16 protein-coding genes are annotated in these 22,506 nt (G+C 71.2%); 6 read left to right on the top strand and 10 right to left on the bottom strand.

The genetic code is table 11. From position 1 onward, the window contains the following. Positions 1-18: 18 nt before the first annotated feature. Entirely contained in the window at positions 19-771 is a 753-nt protein-coding gene (locus tag ACIA6T_RS30045) for an aquaporin (RefSeq protein ID WP_399449645.1), read from the bottom strand. A 207-nt stretch (positions 772-978) separates the two neighbouring features. Here ACIA6T_RS30045 and ACIA6T_RS30040 point away from each other — a divergent pair, with 207 nt between their 5' ends. Both ACIA6T_RS30040 and ACIA6T_RS30035 read left to right on the top strand, forming a co-directional pair. Then, a complete protein-coding gene (locus tag ACIA6T_RS30040; RefSeq protein ID WP_399449644.1) occupies positions 979-2,670 on the top strand; it encodes an IclR family transcriptional regulator C-terminal domain-containing protein in 1,692 nt (563 codons plus the stop codon). Positions 2,671-2,815: 145 nt separating this feature from the next. Next, positions 2,816-3,649, top strand: coding sequence for an NAD(P)H-binding protein (locus ACIA6T_RS30035; protein ID WP_399449687.1), 834 nt, complete (start codon positions 2,816-2,818; stop codon positions 3,647-3,649). 56 nt (positions 3,650-3,705) lie between these two features. Here ACIA6T_RS30035 and ACIA6T_RS30030 read toward each other — a convergent pair whose 3' ends face one another. The 3 genes from ACIA6T_RS30030 to ACIA6T_RS30020 all read right to left on the bottom strand — a co-directional run bounded on the left by ACIA6T_RS30030 (position 3,706) and on the right by ACIA6T_RS30020 (position 13,177). Beyond that, complete coding sequence (locus tag ACIA6T_RS30030) at positions 3,706-5,205, bottom strand: hypothetical protein (protein WP_399449643.1); 1,500 nt, start codon at positions 5,203-5,205, stop codon at positions 3,706-3,708. Between the two features lie 151 nt (positions 5,206-5,356). After that, positions 5,357-10,051: a DEAD/DEAH box helicase gene (locus tag ACIA6T_RS30025; RefSeq protein WP_399449642.1), complete on the bottom strand. Its 4,695-nt coding sequence runs from the start codon at positions 10,049-10,051 to the stop codon at positions 5,357-5,359. A 90-nt stretch (positions 10,052-10,141) separates the two neighbouring features. Continuing rightward, on the bottom strand, positions 10,142-13,177 hold the full coding sequence (locus ACIA6T_RS30020) for a hypothetical protein (protein ID WP_399449641.1): 3,036 nt from the start codon (positions 13,175-13,177) through the stop codon (positions 10,142-10,144). Between the two features lie 187 nt (positions 13,178-13,364). On the opposite strand from ACIA6T_RS30020, the gene ACIA6T_RS30015 reads away from it, so the two are divergent. After that, on the top strand, positions 13,365-14,102 hold the full coding sequence (locus ACIA6T_RS30015; RefSeq protein ID WP_399449640.1) for a hypothetical protein: 738 nt from the start codon (positions 13,365-13,367) through the stop codon (positions 14,100-14,102). 26 nt (positions 14,103-14,128) lie between these two features. Here ACIA6T_RS30015 and ACIA6T_RS30010 read toward each other — a convergent pair whose 3' ends face one another. Then, positions 14,129-16,273 (bottom strand): UvrD-helicase domain-containing protein, encoded by a 2,145-nt coding sequence (locus ACIA6T_RS30010; RefSeq protein ID WP_399449639.1) that lies wholly within the window; start codon positions 16,271-16,273, stop codon positions 14,129-14,131. Between the two features lie 121 nt (positions 16,274-16,394). Here ACIA6T_RS30010 and ACIA6T_RS30005 point away from each other — a divergent pair, with 121 nt between their 5' ends. After that, on the top strand, positions 16,395-17,057 hold the full coding sequence (locus ACIA6T_RS30005; protein ID WP_399449638.1) for a hypothetical protein: 663 nt from the start codon (positions 16,395-16,397) through the stop codon (positions 17,055-17,057). A 23-nt stretch (positions 17,058-17,080) separates the two neighbouring features. On the opposite strand, the gene ACIA6T_RS30000 is transcribed toward ACIA6T_RS30005, so the two are convergent. The 5 genes from ACIA6T_RS30000 to ACIA6T_RS29980 all read right to left on the bottom strand — a co-directional run bounded on the left by ACIA6T_RS30000 (position 17,081) and on the right by ACIA6T_RS29980 (position 21,254). Continuing rightward, on the bottom strand, positions 17,081-17,626 hold the full coding sequence (locus tag ACIA6T_RS30000; RefSeq protein WP_399449637.1) for a hypothetical protein: 546 nt from the start codon (positions 17,624-17,626) through the stop codon (positions 17,081-17,083). Then, positions 17,623-18,693, bottom strand: coding sequence for a ParA family protein (locus ACIA6T_RS29995; RefSeq protein WP_399449636.1), 1,071 nt, complete (start codon positions 18,691-18,693; stop codon positions 17,623-17,625). Before ACIA6T_RS29995 ends, ACIA6T_RS30000 begins: the two co-directional genes overlap by 4 nt. A gap of 207 nt (positions 18,694-18,900) precedes the next feature. Continuing rightward, positions 18,901-19,437, bottom strand: a complete 537-nt coding sequence (locus tag ACIA6T_RS29990) for a ComF family protein (RefSeq protein ID WP_399449635.1) — start codon at positions 19,435-19,437, stop codon at positions 18,901-18,903. 233 nt (positions 19,438-19,670) lie between these two features. After that, a complete protein-coding gene (gene dprA / locus ACIA6T_RS29985; RefSeq protein WP_399449634.1) occupies positions 19,671-20,630 on the bottom strand; it encodes a DNA-processing protein DprA in 960 nt (319 codons plus the stop codon). 135 nt (positions 20,631-20,765) lie between these two features. After that, positions 20,766-21,254, bottom strand: a complete 489-nt coding sequence (locus tag ACIA6T_RS29980; protein ID WP_399449633.1) for an ATP-binding protein — start codon at positions 21,252-21,254, stop codon at positions 20,766-20,768. A gap of 162 nt (positions 21,255-21,416) precedes the next feature. On the opposite strand from ACIA6T_RS29980, the gene ACIA6T_RS29975 reads away from it, so the two are divergent. Both ACIA6T_RS29975 and ACIA6T_RS29970 read left to right on the top strand, forming a co-directional pair. Next, entirely contained in the window at positions 21,417-22,289 is an 873-nt protein-coding gene (locus ACIA6T_RS29975; protein WP_399449632.1) for a Scr1 family TA system antitoxin-like transcriptional regulator, read from the top strand. Then, positions 22,286-22,486, top strand: a complete 201-nt coding sequence (locus tag ACIA6T_RS29970; RefSeq protein ID WP_399449631.1) for a DUF397 domain-containing protein — start codon at positions 22,286-22,288, stop codon at positions 22,484-22,486. The genes ACIA6T_RS29975 and ACIA6T_RS29970 overlap by 4 nt, the downstream gene beginning before the upstream one ends. The last annotated feature ends 20 nt before the right edge of the window (positions 22,487-22,506 follow it).

The following is a 22,506-nucleotide window of genomic DNA, read 5'->3' as shown; positions in this document are numbered from 1 at the left end:
GTACGGGGTTGTGAGGGCTCAGGCCTGGGCGGGCGAGGGCGAGGGCGCGGGGCCGGCGGCCCCGCGGGTTCGCAGGGCGCGGTGGGCGAGGCCGACGAGGGCCGGGGCGACCACCGGCGCGATCATGTAGTTCCAGAAGTGTTCGTACGTACCGGAGAGCAGGGCCGGGCCGAAGGCGCGCGCCGGGTTGATGCTCGCGCCGGTCACGGTGCCCAGGGCCGCGACGACCACGCCCACTCCGATGCCGATGACCGCCGGGATCAGCGCCCCCAGAGCGGGTCTGGTCATCACCAGCGCCACCGTGACGAAGACCGCGGCGAGTGCGGCGCCCTCGATGAGGAACAGTTCGACCGTACCCGTCCCGGGTGCGGGGTGCACGGCCCCGTGTCCGACCTGGCGCACGGCCCCGCCCCACACCAGTCCGGCCAGCGCGGTGCCGGCCGCGGATCCGGCGAGCTGCGCGGTGACGTACGGGAGGACGGCGCGGGACGGGAAGAGACCGCTCGACCACAGGAAGACGGTGACGCCGGGGTGCATGTGGCCCCCGGACCCGCGGCCGGGCGGCGAGTACATCAGGCCCGCGATGAGCGCGGCGACCGCGACTCCCGCGACGGCGAACAGGGTGTCCGGGTCGCCGATCGCCAGCGGCGACCCGGGGTGGGCCAGCCAGCGGATCAGGCTCACCACGGCGAAGAGAAGCACCGTGGTCAGCGCGAACTCGTACGCACTGTGCCGGACGAGATCCGCGCGGCTCTGGACGGAAGTGCTCATGGAGTCCTCATCAGGGGCAGGGGCGGCCCGGCGGGATGCGTCCCGCGGCACACCGGGCCACCATTTTTTCGCTGAGTGAACTTACTTTCATTGATCGAGTGCGCCGAGTGTGTGCGATCGCCGAGACGGCTGTCAATGGCCGGTAGCGTTCTCCTGAGGACGGGTACGGCCGCATGCGCCGGAAGCCGACATACGGGAGGAAATGCCATGGCGCCGGGCGTCTCGAAGGCAGCAGCGCCGACGACATCCGCGCCGGCCGGCTCCCCGGCGGAGGCCGCCGGCCCGCTGGAGCGCGGGCTGGCCGTGCTGCGGATCGTGGCGGACGCCCCCCACTCCGTACGTCCGGGCGACCTCGCGCGCGCGACCGGCCTGGCGCGTTCGACCGTCGACCGGATCGCCGCGACCCTGACCCACCTCGACCATCTGCGCGCCGTGGGACGCGATCTCGTACCGGCCCCGCGCCTGATGGAGTTCGGCAACGCCTACCTGCACGCGAGCGGCATGTCCCGCGCGCTGCGGCCGAGCCTCGACCGGCTGGCCCGCGCCCTCGACGAGTCGGTCTCGGCGATCGTCCTCGACGGCTGCGACGCACGCATCGTCGGCAAGGCCGTCCCGCCCGGCCGGATGATCCCCCTGGGTTTCCGCGTCGGCGACCTGCTGCCCGCCGAGCGCTGCGCGGCCGGTGCCGTACTCGCCGCCGGATGGCGGCCCGACACATACGAGGCGTGGCGGGCCCGCCGTGCCGCCGACCCCCTGGACGAGAACTTCCCGGCCGTCCCCGCCCGCCGCACCGCCCCCGTCCCCGAGCGGACGGAGGCCGACTTCGCCGCCTGGACCGCGGCGGCCGACGCGGACGGCTGGGCGCTGGACGACCAGCTGGTCGCCCCGGGCCTGGTCGCACTGGCGGTCCCGGTACGCGACCCCGACGGCCGGCCCGTCTGCGCGATCAGCGTGCTGGCGCACACCAGCCGCCACAGCGGCGACGAACTGCGCGAACACGCGCTGGCCACGATGACTGAGGAGGCCCGGCGCACAGCGGACGAGCTGTACGGCACCTCGAAGGCGACCGCCGCACCACCCGCCGCCCCCGCCTACGCCGACGCCAAACCCGAACTGGGACCGTCCTTCCTCCAGGCACTGGCCAGGGGCCTCGCCGTCCTGACCGCGCTCGGCCGGCAGCGCGGCGGCCTCACCCTCGCCGAGGCCGCCGAGGCCTCCGGGCTCTCGTACCCCAGCACCCGCCGCAATCTCCTGACGCTCCGTCAACTGGGTTACGTGGAACAGCTCGGCCGCCGCTTCCTGCCGTCCCCGCGCGTCCTGGAGCTCGGCTACGCACGGCTGTCCACCCTCACCCTCGCCGACATCGCCCAGCCCCACCTGACCGAACTGGCAGGGTGGGTACGGGAGTCGGCCTCACTGGCGGTCCTCGACGGCACCGAGGTCCACTATGTGGCCCGGGCCGCCGCCCAGCAGATCACCAGCGCCCGGATCATGCCCGGCACACGGCTGCCCGCGTACGCCACCTCCATGGGCCGGGTCCTCCTCGCGGACCTGCCCGAGGCGGACCGGCGGGACCGGATCGACGCCTCACGCCCCCGGGCCCTGACCCCGCACACGCTCACCTCGCCCGACGCGCTCGCCGCCGCCCTGGACCGGGTCGCCGATGAGCAACACGCTCTGGTCGAGCAGGAGTTGGAGGCAGGGCTGCGCTCCCTGGCCGTCCCGGTCCGGGACCGGGACGGCCGGGCCGTCGGAGCCGTGAACATCGCCCTGCACGCCGGCCCCGAGCCACCCGGACACACCAGGGAAACCCTCCTCCCCGCGCTGCGCGCCTGCGCGGCCCGCATCGAGTCGGACCTGGCGGTCGCGTTCGCCGACGGTCCCGTACAGACGGGCTGACCGCCCCGCCGGACGGACATCCGCGCGACAGCACGCGCCGCCCGGAGATCCTCGATGCACCGACTCCTCCGCTTGACCTGAACTTCGGTTGAGGTCCTAGCGTGCGGCGGACGTGATCACCGGCCGACGGCAGGAGAAGACAGCGATGATCCTCGTGACGGGTGCCACCGGAAACGTCGGAAGCGCTTTGGTGCGGCAGTTGCACGGGTCCGGCGCCTCACCCGTGCGAGGCCTGACCCGTGACGTCACACGGGCCGCCTTCCCTGACGGAGTCGAAGCCGTCGAGGGTGACCTCGCCCGGCCCGCCTCACTGAAGTCGGCGTTGGACGGAGTGCGTTCCCTGTTCCTCGTACCGGGCATGGGTGCGGACGCGGACGTTCTCACGGCCGCCCGGCAGGCGGGTGTGGAGCACGTGGTGCTCGTGTCCTCCATAACGGTCCGGACCCATCCGCACCTGCCCGCCGCCGCCGAGAACCTGGCCGTCGAGCGGCTGCTCCGGGACAGCGGGATGAGCTGGACGATCCTGCGTCCGACACAGTTCGCGTCGAACGCCCTGTGGTGGGCGGCGTCGATCCGGGAGCACCGGTCGATCCGGGTGCCCTACGCGGACATCGGGCTTCCCGCCGTCCACCCCGCCGACATCGCGGCGGTGGCCCGGACGGCGCTGACCGGGCCAGGGCACCGCGGTCGGACGTACGCACTGACCGGACCGGCACGGATCACGCCCCGGCAGCAGGCCGAAGCCCTCGGGACGGCCCTGGGGCACGAGGTGTCCGTCGAGGAGATCAGCCGGGAGGAGGCGCACCGGCAGATGGCCCCGTTCCTGGGCGAACAGACAGCCCACGCGGTGCTCGACCTGATGGGTGGGGACGTCAACGACGAACTGCTCGAGGTGCACGACACGGTTTCGTCCGTCACAGGCTCCCCTGCCAGGCCCTTCCGGCAGTGGGCCACGGAGAACGTCGCCGCGTTCCGCTGACGGTTCGGCGGAGGCGCCGCGGTCTCCCGCGGGATGCCGGGCGGCACGTGGGTTCACTACGACGACTTCTTCCTCTTCTTGGGCTTATCTCCGAGGCCCGGCAGCGGGCGGGCGTCCCTCAGCGTGCCACCCTCCTTCTTCACCCGCGCCTTCTTCACCGGATTCACCAGCGCCTGGCGCTTCCGCTTGCGCTTCGTCACCCCGCTGTTCAGCCAGTCGCGTGCCGTCCTCATCTCCTGCCACAGCTTGGCGTGTTCGGATTTCGGCAGGGTGACTATCGAGTCCTCCGCCTGCTCGAGAAGACCCACCACGAGCCTTCTGTCCTGCCTCTCCCGTGCACCGCGCAGAGCCTCGGAAAGTGGTGTGACTTCCAGTACCGAGGCGCGGGCCTCGACATGGACGATGGTCCGCCGCACCGACGGCTCGGCTCTCTGCGCGGCGATCCGTCCGTCGGCGGTGAGCGCCAGACGCGCCGGAGCGGTGCGGGACGGCATTCCGTACACGGCGAACGCCCGGTCGGCCTCCCGCTGGCACCAGCGCTTCAACACCTGGGCCGTGGCCGGTGTCCCGCCAGCGACAGCGGCGACGACTTCCCTGATGCAGGGCGGTGGTTCGCCCTCTCCGGTTCTCAGAAGGGCCGACAGCAGCGGTGCGCCCTCTCCGCCGGCCTGTTCCACGGCGACGAGCAGGCCGACCCGGTCCTGCGGAGAGACCCCCAGCAGGTCATCGCCGGCCGTGCGGCACAGCGCCTCCCAGGTGGGCCGGGTCCGGAAGCGTGCGGCGCTCGTCAACGCTTCCCTCAGCGCACGGACCTGGTCGTCGCGTGACCTCGGCGCCGTCGCGGTGTCTGCCTCATCGAAAGGTCGCGGACCGGAGGTACGGCGTCGCAGTTCGGCTCCTGGCACCCGCAGTCCCTCGGGAGTCATGACGCAGGCCCGGAGCGGCACCCATGCGGTGCTGTTCCCAGGGTCCTCCGCCCGGAGACGGATATGTCGGGCCGCGCCGTGCGTCTCGAAGCGGAAACGAAGCAGATATCCGTACTCGTCACACAGTTCTTCCATGGTTTCCGGTTGCACCGTGCTCGGCCCGAAGACCCAGTCGAGGGTGGCCGCCTCACGCGTCAGCCGATCACGCGTGCCGGCCCACTCGGCATGAGAGAGCTTGCTGAACTGGAAGCGTACGTGCTGCCGCCCGCCGTTCCCGGTACGGAAGTCGACGGCGTCACCGGGTCCGGACCCGAGATCGCGTGAGGTGGCACGTCCTTTGATCCCGAGTCTTCCGGTCCAGGCGGCGAGGTCGTCCTTGATGAAGAGGTGGTCGGCGCTGGTGGCGCCCGTGGCCGTGCGGTGGCAGGAGGTGTGGGGCCGGTGCGCGAAGTGGCAGACCTTGTCCCGGTACAGCCGGTCGGAGAGCTCGTTGCCACAGCCGCCGAGCTGGGTTCCGCACCAGTAGGTGGAGGCACGGTGACCGCGGCGCCACCGCAGCAGTTCCTCGGCGTCCGTCGGCAGGATGATCGCGCGTCCCGAGTTCGGACCCCCGATCACCGCGGTCTGCACGAGTCTGCTGTCCGGACCACTCACTGCTTCCCCCCGGAGACTGCCCACGCCTGCCGGGGGCGACGTCACACTGATCGCTTTCGGCACCAGTATGTGGTCCTTACACTCACTTCACAAGCTGCCCTCTCTCCCCCATTTCACCTTCGTGCGGTCAGCTGCCAACTCCTGACAAGGCACCCAGAAGCACCGCGGCTTCGCGGCGGCTCAGCAGTTCATGGAAGCGCTCGTTGCGGAAGGTCCGCAGGCATGCGTAGCAGCTGCTCTCGGGACCGCATTCACAGCCGTCCATCCGGGCGACCGCCGCTTCGACGACGGCTTCGAGATGCTCGCCGATACGAATCGTGTTACCCGCGCCACCCGGTGTGGTGTCGAAAAGCAGAAGTGAGGGCATTCCGTCCGTTCCCGTATGGACCGTGCCGTCGATGTCGTCCCTGCTGATCTCCAGGTGGGTGGCCGCGCCCTCCAGCAGTGCGTAGAGACCGGAACGGAGGGTTTCCGGCGTCGCGCTGAGGGCGGTGAGCGGGTCGAGGTGGATCTGGAGGAAGTCCGTCTGGTACCGGTGCGCGAGGGAGACGACCCGGAGCGGTCCGGTGCACTGTGCGTCCTTCAGCAGATGGGGGTGTGCCGCGCCCCGGGACGCCGCTCGCGCGTGCGGACGGCCCCAGCCGCACCAGTCGCAGATCTCGTACCCGGCGCCGCCCGGCCCTTCCGAGACGACGACCATCTCACCCCGGGCACCCGCCGACCAGGCCGTGGTGTGTCCGGAGGCGAAAGCGGTGGTTCCCTCGTGGACGTCCGCGGTGTCGGTGGACATGTGGACGTCGCCGTACCAGGAGCGACGCGGCGGTGTCTGTCCCGGGCTGCGCTGGGGTCCACGTGCGGCGACGAACCCGTAGACCGGCTCGACGTAACGGCGCGGCGCGGAGGTGGACGGCGTGCCGCAGGCGGTGCAGGTGGGATCCACGGGCTCGGTGGCCTCCCCGTAACGGCCGCAGGCGTCGCACACGGTGTAGTAGCGGCTGACCAGTTCACGGTCGGGCAGGCGGTAGACGCCCGCGGACGCCCACAGACGGCCGCCCGCCACGATCTCGGCTCCCGGCGCGTACTCGTGGACGGCGGCACTGAGGTCGCGGGTGAGTTCGAGCTGCCCCGATACGGCGCCGCTGTCCTGCGGGATGCGCAGTTCGACGGTGTCCACGGGGAAGCCGTACTTGGGCAGGACGTTGCGGTTGGCCAGGACACCGAGCAGGTCACGGTGCGTCAGGTTGCGGATGACCTTCTCGTACATGTCCGCCAGCCGGTACTTGCGGGCGGCCACCGCCTGGTCGCGTCGTTCACTGTAGGCGGTGACGTCCTGGTCGAGGATCTGTCCCGCCGCCCGCAGCAACCGGTCCAGTTCACCGACCCAGGAGCCCGACTCCACGTCGATCTCGTCCTGGACGCTTGCGGGAAGCACCCGGCGGATCGAGGCCGCCACGCTCTCCGGGACGGGCGTGAGCCAGTCGCGCACGAGGTGTGCGGCGGTCTCGCCGGTGGTGTCGTCGGGCAGGAAGAACTCTCCCGCCTTACGCCAGATGCGGCCCCGTTCCTCCTTCATGGCGCGGAAGAACGCGGCGAGGGCGATCGAGTGGGCGTGGCGGCGGTCGATCCGGACGTTGTCGACGGGAACGATCGGGGCCCGGACCTCTCCGGCGATCATCCGATGGGGTTCCGCGAACCGTGCGAGGTCGTGGGGGCGTCGCTGGGCGTAGGTGAGGACGAGCGCGGCGGAGTCCGCGCGCCGACCTGCGCGTCCGGCCCGCTGCACGTAGTTGGCGGTGGAGGGCGGCATGTTGCGCAGGACGACGGCCTGCAGTTCACCCACGTCGACGCCGAGCTCGAACGTAGTGGAGCAGGAGAGGGCGTTGACCTGCCCGCGGACAAACTCGCCCTGGATCTCCGCCGCCTTCTCACCGGTCCATTGGGCCGTGTGCTCCTGGGCGCGCAGCGGAACGGGGTCGAAGGTGCGGTAGAGGCGGCGGAGATGGCCGTCCGTCTCGGTGGTCGGCTTGTACTCCTCGAGGCGGCCGGTGCAGCGCAGGGTGGGGCACACCCCGCGTACGGACACGGCGACGACACGGCGGCAGCGGTCGCAGGCGTACAGCGGCTCGCTGTCCTCGGTGACGGGCCGCAGGCGCAGCCAGGCGTGGTCGAGCCGGCGGACCGCGCCGATGCCGGCCTGGTTCTCCCCCGGCAACCAGTCGGCGAGGTGTCCGGTGGTGAGGTCGGTCCACAGCCGGCTCAGGATCTCCAGGGCGGCCCCGCGCCGGTCGCCCTGGCGCCCGAGGGCGTCGAGCACCCGCTCCAGGTAGTCGACGCGCCGGTTGGAGACGCCTGCGGCACTGGGCAGCCAGCTGATCACCTTGCGTTTGGCGTCGGACCCCTTGGAACGGACCCAGACGGGCCCGCGACGCGGGGCGAACGCCTCGTCGCCCGCGTCGACGTCCTCGGGCATGGTGAGCGCACCCTGGTTGCGCACGGTACGCAGCAACTCCTGCGCCAGCCACCAGGCCTCGTCGTCGGTCAGGCCGAGGGAGGTGAGCACGGCGGGCGGTTGCCAGAAGGGCTCGCGGTCGAGGTCGACCCGGAGCAGTCCGAGGCCTTCGAGCGACTGGCGGTCGTCGACGCTGAGCACTTCCTGCATCACCCACAGGGCGACCTCGCGCTGCTTGGCCTGACGGGAGTGGTTGCGGCGGAAGACGCCGGCACGGTCGGCGGCGCGGATGGTGTGGGCGACGAGGTCGTCGATGTGCAGCGGCTCGTCGGGATCGGGGCAGCCCTTCAGGGCTGCCTGGGTCATCAGGCGCCGGTGCTGGATACGGGTGTACGACCCCTCGAGGTAGGGGGCGAAGTAGGCGGCGGCCTGACGGCTGTCGCTGAAGAACAGCAGCTTGCGGCCACGTCCCGGCAGCGCGGCGGCGGGCCCGTCGGTCGCCGGGGGCAGCGCCTGGTAGAGGGCGGTGCCGAGGACCGAGGCAGCGGCCTCGTTGCCCGTCTCGAAGAGACGGATCATGCCGTGGCCGCGGGCGCCGCAGGCGAGGCAGGAGGCCGGGGTTCCCTCGCGGGTGTCGAGCTGGTGGACGCGGCGCAGTTCGGTCCCCCGGCAGTCGTCCGCCGTGCAGGCCGTCGTTCCGGCGGGGTGCACGGCGGCGCAACGGGTGCACAGCCTGCGTTCGCTGAGTCCGCCCTTGGCGCTCTCGCCGAGGGTTTCGTCGTCCTCGTCGACGCCCGCGCCCGAGTCGTCCCCGTCCAGGAGCAGCCAGGTGTGGGGCTTGTCGGGGGACTTGCGGTGCGCGAGGCGGGACCGGGCACCGGGGCCGTCGAGGGTGCCGTGCAGGTGGACGGCACCGCAGCGACGGCAGGCGCCGAGCTCGAAGGAGGGCCGTGCGCAGTGCGGGCAGACCTCGTGGCGGGCCAGGTCGAGGTGGGGACCCTCCGGGTCGAGGCAGGTGAACGCGCCTTCGGTGGCCCGTGCGAAGAGGTGATAGCGGGCGGAGAGGACCGGAGCGCCGTCGGTGTCGGTCATTTGGCTCGCGAGCTGGATGAGCGCGGTGACGGCGGCCGGTCCCACCGGATCACCGGGGAAGACGGCCTGGGCGATGTCACGCACGGGCCGGGGCCCCTCGGCGAGGGCTCGGCGCAGGGCGGCGGTGCCGGCTTCGGCGGCGAGGGCGGCGGCCGGGGTGGTGTCGGCGGGCAGCCCGTGCATGCGCGCGGCCGACACGATCTCGGGGCCGGGGTCGGCCGTGGCGGCCAGGCGCAGGTACTCGGTGGTCGGCAGCGGTCCCCAGTGCGGGCCGTCGGGCGTGGCCACCCGTGTCGCGGTGACGAGGTCCTGTAGAGCGGGGTCGTCGGCGTCCCAGTGGAAGGGGACGTCGAAGAGGGCCTGGGCGAAGGCGGTGACGGCGGCGGGGTTCTCCTCCGCGCCGACGGTGGCACTGGTGGCGATGGCCTGGATGTCGCGTCCTTGGGCCACCCGGTCCTTCAGCCGGCGCAGCAGCATGGCCAGTTCGGCGCCGCGCGCCCCGTCGTAGACGTGGGCCTCGTCGACGACGATGAACTTCCAGCCGCCCGCGTGGTCCCCTTCGAAGAGGTCCATGTCCTGGGGGCGGAGCAGCAGGTACTCCAGCATGGCGTAGTTGGTGAGCAGGAGGTGGGGTGGGGTGGCGCGCATCTCGCGGCGGCTGAGCAGTTCGTTGGGCAGGCGTGGTTCGCCGGGGTTGAGCTGCTCGAAGGTGTCGGCGGCTCGGCGCGGGTCGTCCTTGGTGTCGCCCGTGTAGCGGCCGAAGGTGATGTGGGGGGCTGCGGCGAGCAGGCGGCGCAGGCGTTTCATCTGGTCGTTGGCCAGCGCGTTCATGGGGTACAGCAGGAGAGCGCGGACGCCGGGGCCGAGGGTGCCGCGGGCGTGTTCGGCGGCGAGCGCATTGAGGATGGGCAGCAGGAAGCTCTCGGTCTTACCGGACCCCGTGCCGGTGGCGACGACCAGGTTGCGTCCGGCCGCGGCCTTGCGCAGTGCCTGCTCCTGATGCCGGTACAGGGGGCGGTCGGCGGGCAGCGCGGGACCCGTCAGCTGACGGAACGCCGGGTCCAGTACGCCTTCGCCGACGAGTTCGTTCAGGGTGGCGCCCGGCGCGTAGGCGGGGGTGGCCTCCAGCAGAGGGCCCTTGGTGAGCAACGGGCTGGTGTCGATGGCCTGGGCGAGGGCCTCGGCCAGGCGGGGTTCCCGCAGGGGCAGCAGGGAGCGCAGATAACGGCGGTAGGTGTCGCTGATCAGTGTGGACGTGGCGAGCGGGTCGAGGCTGTGCACGGGCTGACTCCGGATCTGCGGCGGGCGGGGCGGGCGTGACGGGGACGATGGCCGAAGACTGAAGGCCGGTACGGCTGTCTCCGGCCGGGCTCAGCCGGTGGCCTGCACGGTCTCCGCGGTGACCAGGCATTCCGCGAGGGCCAGGTCTACGGCGGTGAGGTCGGGCGCGTGGACGGCCACGGGCGTCCACAACGACCGTAGCCCTCGCTCCAGTTTGACGGCCCGAGGGTTTCCCGCGGCGGCGAGTCGGGCGATCAGCGCGCATCCCAGCGAGAACTGGGGCACCCGCATCCACGCTTCACCGGGGCCGCGCAGCGAACCCGGCCCCCGGTCGCGGAACGCTGTGGCCAGGAGGGGATGTCCGTCACCGAGGAAGTTCCCGACGGCCGTCAGCCACTCCTCCCACTCCTCACGCTCGGCGTAGTACTGAAGGGTGCGCCGGGCGCGGAACGCCTGCCAGGCGGCTGCGGCCCGGGTGTCGGTGTCCAGGAGTCCGCGCGGCACGACGCCCGCCGTGCGCCATACGGCCTGCTGTTGGATCTCGGGAAGCTCGCTCAGGGCTCGGGCAGGAGCGTCGAACCGGCCGACGGTGCGGCTGGGGTCGTCCTGCCCGGACAGGATCGCCGTACCGGCACTTCCCAGGAACTGTCCCACCTCGTCGAGGAGTTCCTTCTCCTCCGGATACAGCTCGTCGATCCCGTAGGCCGGGTCGCCGGACAGGTAGGGCAGCAGCGGCGCCGTGAGCAGCAGCGCGCACAGGGGTGCTCGCCGCCAGACGGGGCGGACCGCGGCTGGATCCGTCACCTCCCGGATGCGCAGCGCGGCCAGGCCGCTGCCCACCAGCGCGGCGGCCAGCTCGCCGGAGCGCAGGGAGCTGTCGGCCGCTCCCAGGAGGGCGTCGGGCCCGGCGTCCCCCAGGGCCTGCACGCACTCCGCCGGTGCGGTCTCCTTCGCGCCGCACGCCTGCAGGTCCCGGCCGCGAGCGGCCACGATCCACTGGTACGGAACGGCGTCGGTGCCGCGCGGCAGTGTTCCGCGCCCGCCCAGGTACTCCGTGGTCCGGGCCGCGACGGTGCCGTCGACGACCGAGGACGTCCAGGGGGAACGGCGCAGCACCAGGGTGTCGCGGTCACGCAGGCTGGGCCAGGCCGGTGCGGCGTCGGCCGTGTGGGTCCCGGCGTGCAGGCTCACGACGAGCGGGCCGGCCGACCGCCAGGCGGCGGGCAGCGGGACACGACCGCTGTCGTCGACCGGCACGCTCAGCGGCTGCCGCCACGGGGCGAGGACCTGGTAGAGCCGTGCGGTCAGCTCGCCGGGGTGGCGCAGCCCGCGCAGCAGCAGTCCGGTGCCGTCCGGCGCGACCCCCTCCGCGATGGGCTGGGTGCGGACGGTGCCGACGTGCACGTCCTGCCCCGCGACCAGCAGCCGCAGTTCGGCCTTGGCGCAGTCGCGGACGGTGTCCGTCAGGGCGGCCAGGGAGTAGCGCAGGTCGCCCTTGCGGGTCCGGATGCGCCGCTCCGGCCGCAGGCTGACCAGGGTCGTTCCCTCGACGACGAGCGCCAGTTCGGGGGTCACGGCCACCGCCTGCTCGGGCAGGCGCACGGTCAGGGCGCTGTCCCGCGCCAGGTCGGCCGCGTCGATGTCGAGCGGCCGGATTGACCAGGGAAGAGGACTGCCGTCGAGTTCCAGGCGGACCTCGGAGTACGGGACGAGCGCCTGGACCCGGAACCCGCGCGTACCGTCGCGCAGGACGAGGTCCCTGGTGGTCTCGTACGGGGCGAACTCGACCGCGCTCCGGGAGACGGCGACCGGTCCACCGGCACGGAGGTCCAGTCGCGTCGGCGCCAGTCCGCCCTGTGGGGCCAACAGACGCCATTCGACCGAAGGCGCGGCCTCGACGCCTTCGGCCAGGAAAGCGGTGAGACGGCGTCGGCCCCGCTGCCGCCCAGGGCGGTGGACGAGGATCTCGTACGGGCCGAGCAGTGGGCCGGGAACGTGCTCCCAGGGGTCGAGGAGGGCGCCGGGCGCGCCGGTGCGGCAGGCCAGGACCGCCTCGTGGCCGGGGCGGCGCACCTCCACCTGCCAGTGCTGTGCCTCCGGCTCCCCCGGCCGGCGCCGGAGCCGGAGCGCGGGCGGCCGGTTCCACACCGGTGCTCCGTCCTCACCGGTGAGCCAGGGCAGCGTCGCGCCCCCTTCCCAGCCGAGCGACCGCCCGACGGCCACCTCCAGCCATCTGCCCGGCGCGGCTTCGGAGGTACGGAGCCGGGTCACGTCGGCCAGGGACACCTGGCTCAGGGTCCACCCGCTCCAGCCGTACGGGGTGGGCAGTTCGACGACCGCGGCCTGCGTGCCCTCCGTCTCCAGGGTGCCCACGTGCAGCAGGTGGACCTCGGTGGAGGGCAGCGGCTCGTCGAGGGGGATGCGATGACCGTCGGCGGCGAAGGCCAGCAGGACGGTGTCCGGGTCGACGACGGCCGACGCGTGGACGGTGCCGGCCGGGTCGGTGGCCTCGACGCGGCGCACGGGACCGGGCAGAACCCAGTGCGGTGGTGACGCGGTGAACGACTCACCGTCGGCCGCCAGCTGCCAGGTGGCCGCGTCCAGGCTGCCGGGCAGGGTCAACAGGACGCTGCCGGCGCCGGGTCCGAGCCGGAGTTCCGGAGGAACCGTGGCTCCCCGGGCGGCGAGGGCAGGCGGAGGAATGTCCGCCAGGTGCGCGGTGGCTGGCGGGCGCCAGGTCCAGCCCAGTGAACGAGCCGCCTCCTGGGCGGCCGTGATCCAGACCTCGGTGGTCGTCGCTGCTTTCGGGTCGGCGCGACGGCGGCCCAGTTCGGGACGGGCCTCGATGACACGCTCCCGCGCTTCGGACAACAGTTGTGCAAGATCGGGGACTTCCCTCCACGCGCCGAGTGCCACGGCGTGGACCGTACAGGCCGGCCAGCGCGCGAACACGGTTGCCCTTCGCCGACCGGACCGCTGGGCGAACAGCGTGTAAGCCACCAGCGCCTCCAGGACAAGCGTGGTCCGCCACACGACGGATTCGGCGGGGCCGACGGCCGACGGCTCCCCCGCCTCGCGCCATGCCCGTTCGCAGTCGTCCAGCAGCTGCGCGGGATCCACCAGCATGTTTCCCTCCCCGACCGGACCGTCCTCCCTTGCAGTCCGGACCGGCTGATGTTTACCTTTTTACCATTCCTTCACGTCAAAGCCGCACGGACTCCGCATGCGGCTCCGGCTATCACGTTGTCAGTGGCGGGTGGTCCAATACGAGAGGGTTCGTTGTACTGCTGTTCAAGCACATGGGGGCACGTCGATGACGCCAGACGTCAAGGCCGGAGCGTCGGCCGCGCTGTACGCCGAACTTCTGGCGGCGGCGGGTCCGGAGCGGACCCTGACGCTGATCGCCCTGCGGCGGCTGCTGGTCGGCGCGGACAAGGAGGCGCTCGTCGAGGTACTGGGCCGGGCCGCGCAAGAAGGGGTCACACTCCCCGGCTCTGTGACGGACTTGTTCGGTATCCCGGTCGGCGGTCCAGTGGCACCGTCCCGGCCGGACCACCCGACGCCCGTACCGACTCCGAACAAGGCACCCACCGCCGTGGGGCGACTCCCCGCCGTACCGGTCCAGAAGACGCCTGGTCCGCGCTTCAGTATCGCGCTGACCCCGGACAGTCGACTGGACCTGACAGCCCTGACAATACGAACACTGTGCCCGGAGGCCACATCCGCCGCCCCTCCGACGCCCAAGCCCGCAACAGCCCGATTCCGCTTTCCGACTGTCCCCGCCAAGGCTTCGCCACCGTCGGCTGACATGCTGGCATGTCCATCCGCGCTCTGCTCCGACCCCCCTCATACGCACCGAAAAGTCAACTTCATGGGTCAGATCAGGGTGGACGGGCAGACGATCGGTACCCTCGCGGAGCTCTCCGGGAAGATCGTCACCGTCCTGCTGGAAGACAGGTGGTTCCGGGTTCTGCACGAAGGCCGTGAGATCGCGGTCACGCCTCGGCGTCACCGGATCGAGGTCGGCAGATACCACGGCAACCCGCGCTGAGTCGCCTCGAATTCCGCGTCGCACCCTCACCTCGGCAGGAATTCGCTGGGCCGCCCGCTGTATGACACGTACAGCGCCTCTCGGGCCCGGGTGCAGGCCACGAAGAGCAGGCAGCGTTCGGCCGCCAGGTCGGTGGCGTTCTGGAGACCGTCCACATCGGCGGGGGTGATGGCCGGAGGGAACGGGAAGGCGCTCGCGGTCGCCCCGGCGACGGCGACGCACCGGTACTCCAGTCCCTTCATGCTGTGCAGGGTCGACACCCGCACCCCGACCGCGCTGTCGGGTTCGCCGTCGCGCACCCGGACCACGGGAATACCGGCCGCGGTGAGCCGGTCGGCGAGTTTACTCGTCAGGGTGTTGAAGCGGGCGCAGACCGCGATGTCCGACGGGGCGACTCCGGCGTCCGTCCAGCCGCGCACCTGCCGGACGACGGCGTCGGCCTCCTCGTTCTCCGACCCGTGCCCCTCGCACACCGGGTGGGCTCCGTGCAGCAGGGAGCGGTAGCCGGTGAGAGTGTCGTGGCCGTCACCGGCCAGGTCGGCGACGGGTTCGCTGTCGAGGAGGGAGCGGGACCAGCGCAGGATCTCCTCGGTGGAGCGGTAGTTGACGCGGAGTCTTCCGCTGCGGCCCGCGACGGCGATACCGAGGGAGCGCAGGGAGACCCGGGCGTCGTAGATCCGCTGGTGGGGGTCGCCGGTGACGAACAGGTCGTCGGGGCCCTCCGGGACCAGCGCGCGCAGCAGCCGCCACTGCGCCGGGTGCAGGTCCTGTGCCTCGTCGACGACGACGTGGTCGTACGACGGTCCCGCGCCGGGTTTGTCCCGCAGCAGCCGGGCCGCCTCGGCGCAGACCTGGAGCCAGGTGTGCGACCGGGTGCGCGCCAGCTCCTCCTCGAAGAGAGTGACGGCCTGCCAGATCCGTCGCCGCTGGGCCCGCCCGAGCGCGCTGCCGCGTCCGCGCCGTTCGCACGCGAGGTACTCCTCCTCGCCGCGCAGGTCCTGGGCGAGGATCACATGCCGGTACTCCTGCGCGAGGAACGCCTCGTTCCAGGGCAGGTCGAGACGGCGGAGCAAGCGCTGCCAGCGGGTCCGCTCGTCCTTGTCGCCGAGCGCGCCGCCGGGGTTGCCCCGCAACTGCCGTACGGTGCGGTGCGCGACGGCGTCCACGGTGGTGACGTCGACACGGGCGAGCAGTTCCTCGTCGTGGTCGAGCAGCAGCGCGAGACTGCTGTGCAGGGAACGGGCCAGGGCGTTGGTGTAGGTGGTGAGGAGGATCCGCGTGTCCGGGGCCCGGTCCAGCAGGTGCTTGACACGGTGCAGGGCGACGACCGTCTTGCCGGTGCCCGGTCCGCCGGTGATCTGGGCCGGGCCGGCGTAGGCGGGCCGGTAGGCGATGCGCCGCTGGGTGGGGTGGAGGAAGATCCGCCAGGCCGCGAAGGGCTTGGCCAGGACGTCGGCGAGCTCGTCGGCTCCGGTGACGAGCGCGATCCGGCTCCTGGTGCGGGTGACGGCGGCGGCCAGGTCGTCCCCGGCTCCGTCGTCCGTGGCCTCGGGCTCCTTCTGCCGCACGGCGACCAGTTCGCGGTAGATGTCGTTCGGGTCGAGGCCGTCGGCGAGCAGCCACAGCGCCTCGAACTGGTCCTCCGGCATCAGCGAGCCGAACGCCTCCAGCTGCGCCTTGCTGGTGACGGTGCGGGCGGCGCGCAACGTGACGTCGTCGATGCCGAGGTGCCGCAGCACAGTGTCCGACCAAGGGGCGAAAAGGAGTTGGGGAGCGGCCGCGGCCTCCTGCGCGAAGAGCGGGGTGATCTGCTCCATCGCGGTCAGGTCGCGCACCTCCAGGCAGCGGGTGACGCTGTTGACCGTGTAGAGCCGCCGCTTGGCCCAGGAGTAGGCCTTGTCGTGGCTGACGACGTGCACGAAGACGAAGAGGTCGCTGCCGTCGTCGGGCGCGAGCAGCACGATCCGCAGTCCGTCGTCGACGCGTATCGTGCGCATCCGGGGATCGCGGGAGCTGACCACCGACTCCAGGTGCAGCCCCTTGTCCGCGTGCAGCTGCGCGACCGTCAGCTGCTGGAACTTGGCCATCGCCTTGTGGACGCGGGCGCGGGCCGGCCGGTCCAGCCGGTCGACGCCCTCCCAGAACGTGTTGGTGATCGCGATCTGCGGCATGCTCCCCACCCTCGTCGGCGTCGGCCCACGGTAATGCTGTTGACTGAGTTTACGAAAGCCATGATGATCGTCGCGCACGATGCCGCACATCACGTGGGCACCCTGAGTACGGGAGTGGAGCATGGATCTGGAGCTGTCGGCCGATTCCTTCGGTCCACCCGGTGATCCGCTGGACGAGGTGATGGCACGGCTCCGGCCCGGCTTCGTGCCGAGCCCCGAGGACGTCAGCCTCCTTTTCGAGGCCGCCCGCACAGTTCAGCGCGCGTTCGAGGAGGTCGGGCGGGCGAACACCGTTCTGGACGAGGTCTCCGACCTCGGTGAGCAGATCGAGGCGGCGCTGGAGGACGGCCTGGGCCGGCGGGCGCGGGCGGAGATTCCCGTCCTGCTGAGCGCTCTGCGCACCCAGGCGGCGCGCGTCGAGCGGTCCGAAGCGGTGCGCACGGTCGCCAACCGCATCCTCGGCAACGACGACGGGGACGAGCCCGAGTCCCTCGATCCCGTCCCCGCCCTCACCTCCGACCTCCTGCCCCGGGTGCCCTCGGTCTACGACGACGAGGAGGAACCCGGCAGCAGCCTCGCCGACCTGTGGGAGCGCCAGGAGCGGCTCGAGCGGGTCCAGGACCGGGTCCGCCGGGAGCGCGTGGAGCGCGTCGCCGCCCACCTCGTCTCCCTCGCGGAGAAGGTCGTCGACCGCTCCTTCACCGACACCCGCTTCACCCGGGCCGCGCTGGACGAGATGGACCGGTCGTACGCCTTGTGGTGTGCGTGCCTGGACGAGGGCTGAGGACGGTCCCGCGCCTCCTTACTTCACGCCGACGGGTCCTCGGCCTTCAGGCCACCGGCCTCGCCGTGCGGCGTCGCGGACTGCTCCGGCCGCCCGCGGAAGGCGGCTCCCTTCGCGGTCCGCGACTCGACGCGCTCCACGATGCGGTCGATGACGCGTCGGGGGTCCTTCCACTTCATCGCCAGCCGGTCGTGGTCCATTCCGTGTTCCGAGATGATGTCCCGCAGCTGTTCGAGGTCGAGTTCCCCCAGGCTCGATCGGAGTCCCGCCTCGCCGTACTCGGCGAACACCGCGAACGGCTCGATCGCTCCCGGAGCTCGCCGGCTCCGTCTCGGACGTTCGGCCGGACGGGGTGCGGTCTGCGGGTCAGGAGTGAGTGCCTTGCCCAGCGCCCGGGCGAAGCGTGGCGTGCGTGCGGCTTCGGACGCCACTACGCCGAAGACGCGTGCGAGGGTCGCCGCGAGCTCCGGATCGGACGCACCGAGCTTGATCAGGGCTTCTCCGGCCTCCCTCACCGGGGCGGGCAGCGGGCTGCTGCCGTCGGGCCGAGTGTCACTCTGTTCGGTCACGCCTTCCCCTCGACCAGCTCGATGAACTCCTTCGTCATGGCACGGAAGGCATCGAATCCGCCCTGGTATCCGTACTTCTGCCGCAGGGTACCGCGACCGACGAACTCCGCCGAACCGGCGATGTCGTTCTTCTCGGGGATGAAGGTCGGCAGCACGACAGGGAGCTTCTTGTCGTCCTCGAGCCGCCTGACGGTGTTCCAGTGGACCGTCGAGTTCGCCTTGTACTTCGTGATGACGATACCGATTTCGTTGATGGTCTCCCCCAGGCTGTCGGCGAAGGCCTGCACACGCCGCTGGATCTGGGGGATTCCGTACGTGGACAGGACGTCCGGAATCGTCGGGATGATGTATCCCTCGGAGATGCGCAGACCGTTCAGCGTCACGATGCCGAGGTTGGGAGGGCAGTCGACCAGTACGTAGTCGTAGTCATCAATGATCTTGCGGATCGCCTTGTGCAGGAGATCGGTCGGGGTATTGGAGTGGAAGCGACCCCTGGGCATGGATGCCAGACGGTCCTGGACGTCGATGAGGTCAAGCGACGAGGGCAGGAGGTCCACCTTCGTCACCGCGTCCACCGATGAGACATTGCGCTGGAGCGTCTTCTCCAGGTCGAACTCCAGGGGTTCGTCCTCGGGCCGGAGGGCATCCTTGAACAAGGTCGCCAGGGTGTACCCGTCGTCGTTGAGCACCTCCCACTTCTTCTCCCCGATCAGCACGGTGGTCAGGTTGGTCTGCGGATCGAGGTCGACCACCAGCACCCGCTTGCCGAACTCCGCGGAGAGGAACTCCGCGAGGCCGGCCGTGGTGGTGGTCTTCCCGACGCCGCCCTTCAGGTTGATGGTCGAGATGACATGAGCTTTGGGTGCCACGTACTTCTTCCTCCCTCTGAGGTAGCGCCGAATCTGACTCGCCCGGAAAACCGGACCGCTCCGCAGCTCCGCGACGGGAGCGGGAAAGTGTTTGTCGCGGGCGCGCCAATTCGCTACGACCGTCCGGCCGACCCCCGCCATTTCCGCCGCTTCGAAGAGGCCGACGAGTTGGTCGTTCGCCTCGGGTGTGCCTTCCACGACATCCCCCCGTGAACGGCCTTCACGTTTACCCGCCAAGCGTGAAGGGCGTTCACGGTTGCGGTCAATCGTGAACGCCCTTCAGTGGATGCACAGTTACACTCGTGCGCCCCCTGGTACACATTCGCGCCGGGCGTTACGGGACGGACAGGGCGCGGCGGTGGCGAAGCATGCGGCCGGAGCCTGGGGCCCGCCTGTGGCCCGCGGTCAGGCGCCGAACAAGGTTCCCTGGCCGCCCGGTTGGCGGTCCGCTCCGCGCCAGGGTGCCCGTGCGAGGACGAGCCCCCTCACCTCGGTGGCGCCCGCCTCCCTCAGGAGTCGGGCGACGGCCTGCATCTGCTGACCGGTGGTGAACAGGTCGTCGAAGAGCAGGACGGTACGGTCCCGCACTCGGCGCTCGATCCGGACGGCCTGCGCGTGCGCCCTCGCTGCGAGACGCTTGGCCTCACGGCTCTTGCCGGCCGAGCGTTCGGTGTCGGTCGGTTTGACCAGTACCGGCGACGCGGGGAAGGGCCATCGACCGGCCACGTCCTCAATGGCGGCGGCCTTCAGGATCTCCTCGACGTGCCGGATCGGTGTGCGGCCCGTCCATGTGGGATTGCCGGCGATCAGGTCGACACCGGCCATCCGGTCCGGGTTGCGCTCCATCCAGCCGACGACCAGGCGGCCGAAAATGGTGGCCCACCCCCAGGCCCCGTCGTACTTGAGGCGCCGCACAGCGCTCTCCAGATCACCCGAGAACATCGCGACGGCGTCGACCCGACTGAATCCCCGCTCGGCCTCGGGCCGTTCGCACAAGGCGTTGGAGCAGCGGCGCCCTGCCCCGAGCGCCTGACTGCACACCGCGCAGTGGGCCTCCGGGACGGGTTCGAGGGAACGCGCCGCGCAGCCGGCGCATATGGAGGCGCTTCCGCCCAGGTAGTACGGACATCGGGAGCAACGCGGGAACCCGAGGGGCTCCAACCCCTCCACACGCCTCACAGGATGGCCAGCGCCAACTGCTGGCGCTGCTCGCCCGCCCTGCGCATCCGCTCCGCTCCGGCCAGCCCTTCCAGGACGTCGTCCAGTTCGTCCACCACGGCCGCGCGCCCCTCCTCCAGCATCTTCGCCGCCCAGGGCTGGACATCGACCAGGGAGCGCAGCAGGAAGACCCGCTTGCCGTGCTCCGAGGCGATGCGCGCCTGCATCTTCGCCCCCGAGGTACGGGACGCCTCTATGACGACCGTGCCCTGGGTGAAGCCGCTCATGGTGACGTTGCGCCGCGGGAAGGTCCACCGGGCCGGCCCGGCCGTCGGCCAGAACTGGGAGACGACGGCTCCGCCTTCCGCGACGATGCGCTCGGCCAGGCGCCGGTTCTCCGCCGGGTACATGGGCGCCGCGATCCCGGTGCCGACCACGGCAACCGTCCTGCCCCCCGCGTCGAGCGTCGCCGTATGAGCCGAGGTGTCCACCCCCCGGGCCAGACCGGAGGTGATCACCACTTCGCGGTCGACGAGCCCCCGGGCCATGCGTGCCGCTCGCCTGCGTCCGTCCTGACTGACCTCGCGTGTACCCACCACGGCGACGGACCGGGCGTCCCGCTCCTCCAGACGTCCACGGACCCACAGGAAGGGCGGCAGGTCGGGGATGAGCCGCAGATTAGCCGGGTAGTCGTCGTCCAGCACGGTGGTGAGGCGGGCGCCGGCCCGCTCGGCGGCCTCCAGCTCGGCGGCGACCCGCTCCTTCTCATCCTGGAAGGAACCGAGTGCCGCACCGAGCAGCGCTTCGGCCTTGGCCGCCGCCTTGGACCGCTCGGCCACCCGCCCTCGGTACAGCTCGTCGAGCCCTCCGGGCCGCTGCGCCACGCGGGCGAGCAGCTTCCAGTCCAGCGTCTCGCCCTCGTGCCGCAGAGCGCAGAGCAGGAGCAGCCGGTGCTGCTCCTCCGTGATCGTCGTCATCCTTCTACTCCGTGTTACTTGTTCGAAGGACACAAGGGCATCAGCCCTTGGTGTGGTGCCGTCAGTATGGGCCGCCAGGCCCGGCCTTTCGAATCGAACACTGAATAGCTCGCGTGTTCTATTTCTTGAGGCATCTTACCGACGGGCCGCCGCGCCTCGCCAGACGCACTCGGCCCAGACCGTCTTCCCTCCCGGATGGTGGGATTCACAGCCCCAGGCGTCCGCGAGCGAGGCGACGAGGAGCAGGCCCCGGCCGGACTCGTCGTCCCTTTCGGTGTCCGGGGTCGGCACGGGCCGACGGTCGCCCCGCGCGTCGGTGACCTCGATACGGAGCACGGTGGGAGTGAGGGTGAGCACGAGGCGTGCGTTCCTGCCCTGCACCCGGCCGTGCAGAGCGGCGTTCGCGGTCAGCTCCGCGATGAGGAGGGAGACCGTGGACGCCTCGTCGGCGTCGACGCCGGTGTCGGTACCGGCGGGGTCCGGCCCTCCCCGCTGCGCGGCGAGCCAGCGTTCGGCGGCGTGGCGGGCGGTGTGCGCCCCGTGCCGGGTGGTGGGGAACAGGGTGCGGAAGTGACATGCGACGACGGTCGGTTCACCGGTTGCGGTGACGGTTTCCTGGTTCACCTCACCGAGGGTGATGGAGCGGTCCTACTGTGTGCAGACCACGGGGCGGTACGCACGATGACTGTCCCGGCGCGGACGGTGTGACGTACGGGCGTACGGCCGTGACCTGGCCGGAGCCTCGCCGGTTCGTCACCGGGACAAGAAACAGGGCGGTGGTACGGCATGGCGGCACAACCGGGTGCGGGGGTTCCGACGAGCGGCGAGGCGGACGGCACGGACGAGGTCGCGGATCTGTTCCGGGCGCTCGGCCGGCAGATCAAGGTGGCCCGGGAGCGGGCCGGGCTGAGCCAGAAGGAGCTGGGCGACCGGCTCGGGTACGGGGAGGAGACGATCTCCTCGGTCGAGCGGGCGCGGCGGACGCCTCAGCCGGAGCTGCTGGTCGCGGTGGACCGATTGCTTGAGTGCGGGGGCCTGTTGGCTTCTGCGGCGGAGGATGTGGAGCGGGCGAAGACTCGGCGGAGGGTGCGGCATCCGGAGTGGTTCCGGGACTATGCGCGGTTGGAGACTGAGGCGGTGGAGCTGCGTTACTTCGCCAACCAGGCGGTGCCCGGCTTGTTCCAGACCCCGGACTACGCCCGTGCCGTCTTCGCCAGCCGACAGCCGTACTTCGACGAGGAGACCATCGAACAGCGCGTAGCCGCGAGGATGGATCGGCAGGGGCTGATGACACGGTGGCCACCACCGACCGTGAGCGCCACCATCCAGGAAAGCATTCTGCGACAGCCCTTCGGCGGGCCGAACGTACAGCGCGGACAGCTGGAACAGCTACTGCGGGTGGGACGTTTGCGCCATGTGGAGATCCAAGTCATGCCGACCGCAAGTGAGGAACACGCAGGTATGGGCGGGCCGTTCACGCTGCTCACCCCGAAAGGCAAGCCGCAGGTGGCCTACCTGGAGGTCCAGCACATCAGCCGCCTCATCACTGACCAGGAAGAGGTGCGCATCCTGGCCGCAAAACATGGCAGCATCCGAGGACAGGCGCTCACCCCACGCGAGTCCCTGCGCCTGATCGAGAAGATGCTGGGAGACCTATGAACACCGAACAGCCCACACAGCTCAACTGGTTCAAGAGCAGCTACAGCGGCGACGAGGGCGGCGAATGCGTCGAGGTCGCCACCGACGCGACCGCCATACATGTACGGGACTCCAAGGAACGCGGTGGACCTCAGCTTGCGTTCGCGCGGAGCGCATGGACCGGGTTCGTCGCGGACCTCGGGCGGAACCGGGCCTGACCGGCCCGCCCGAGGTCACG

The sequence above is a fragment of the Streptomyces sp. NPDC051740 genome (assembly GCF_044453165.1).
GTDB classification, from domain to species: Bacteria; Actinomycetota; Actinomycetes; order Streptomycetales; family Streptomycetaceae; genus Streptomyces; species Streptomyces atrovirens.
Note: the sequence above shows the minus strand (reverse complement) of the source record. Positions and strands in the feature narration are given on the sequence as shown.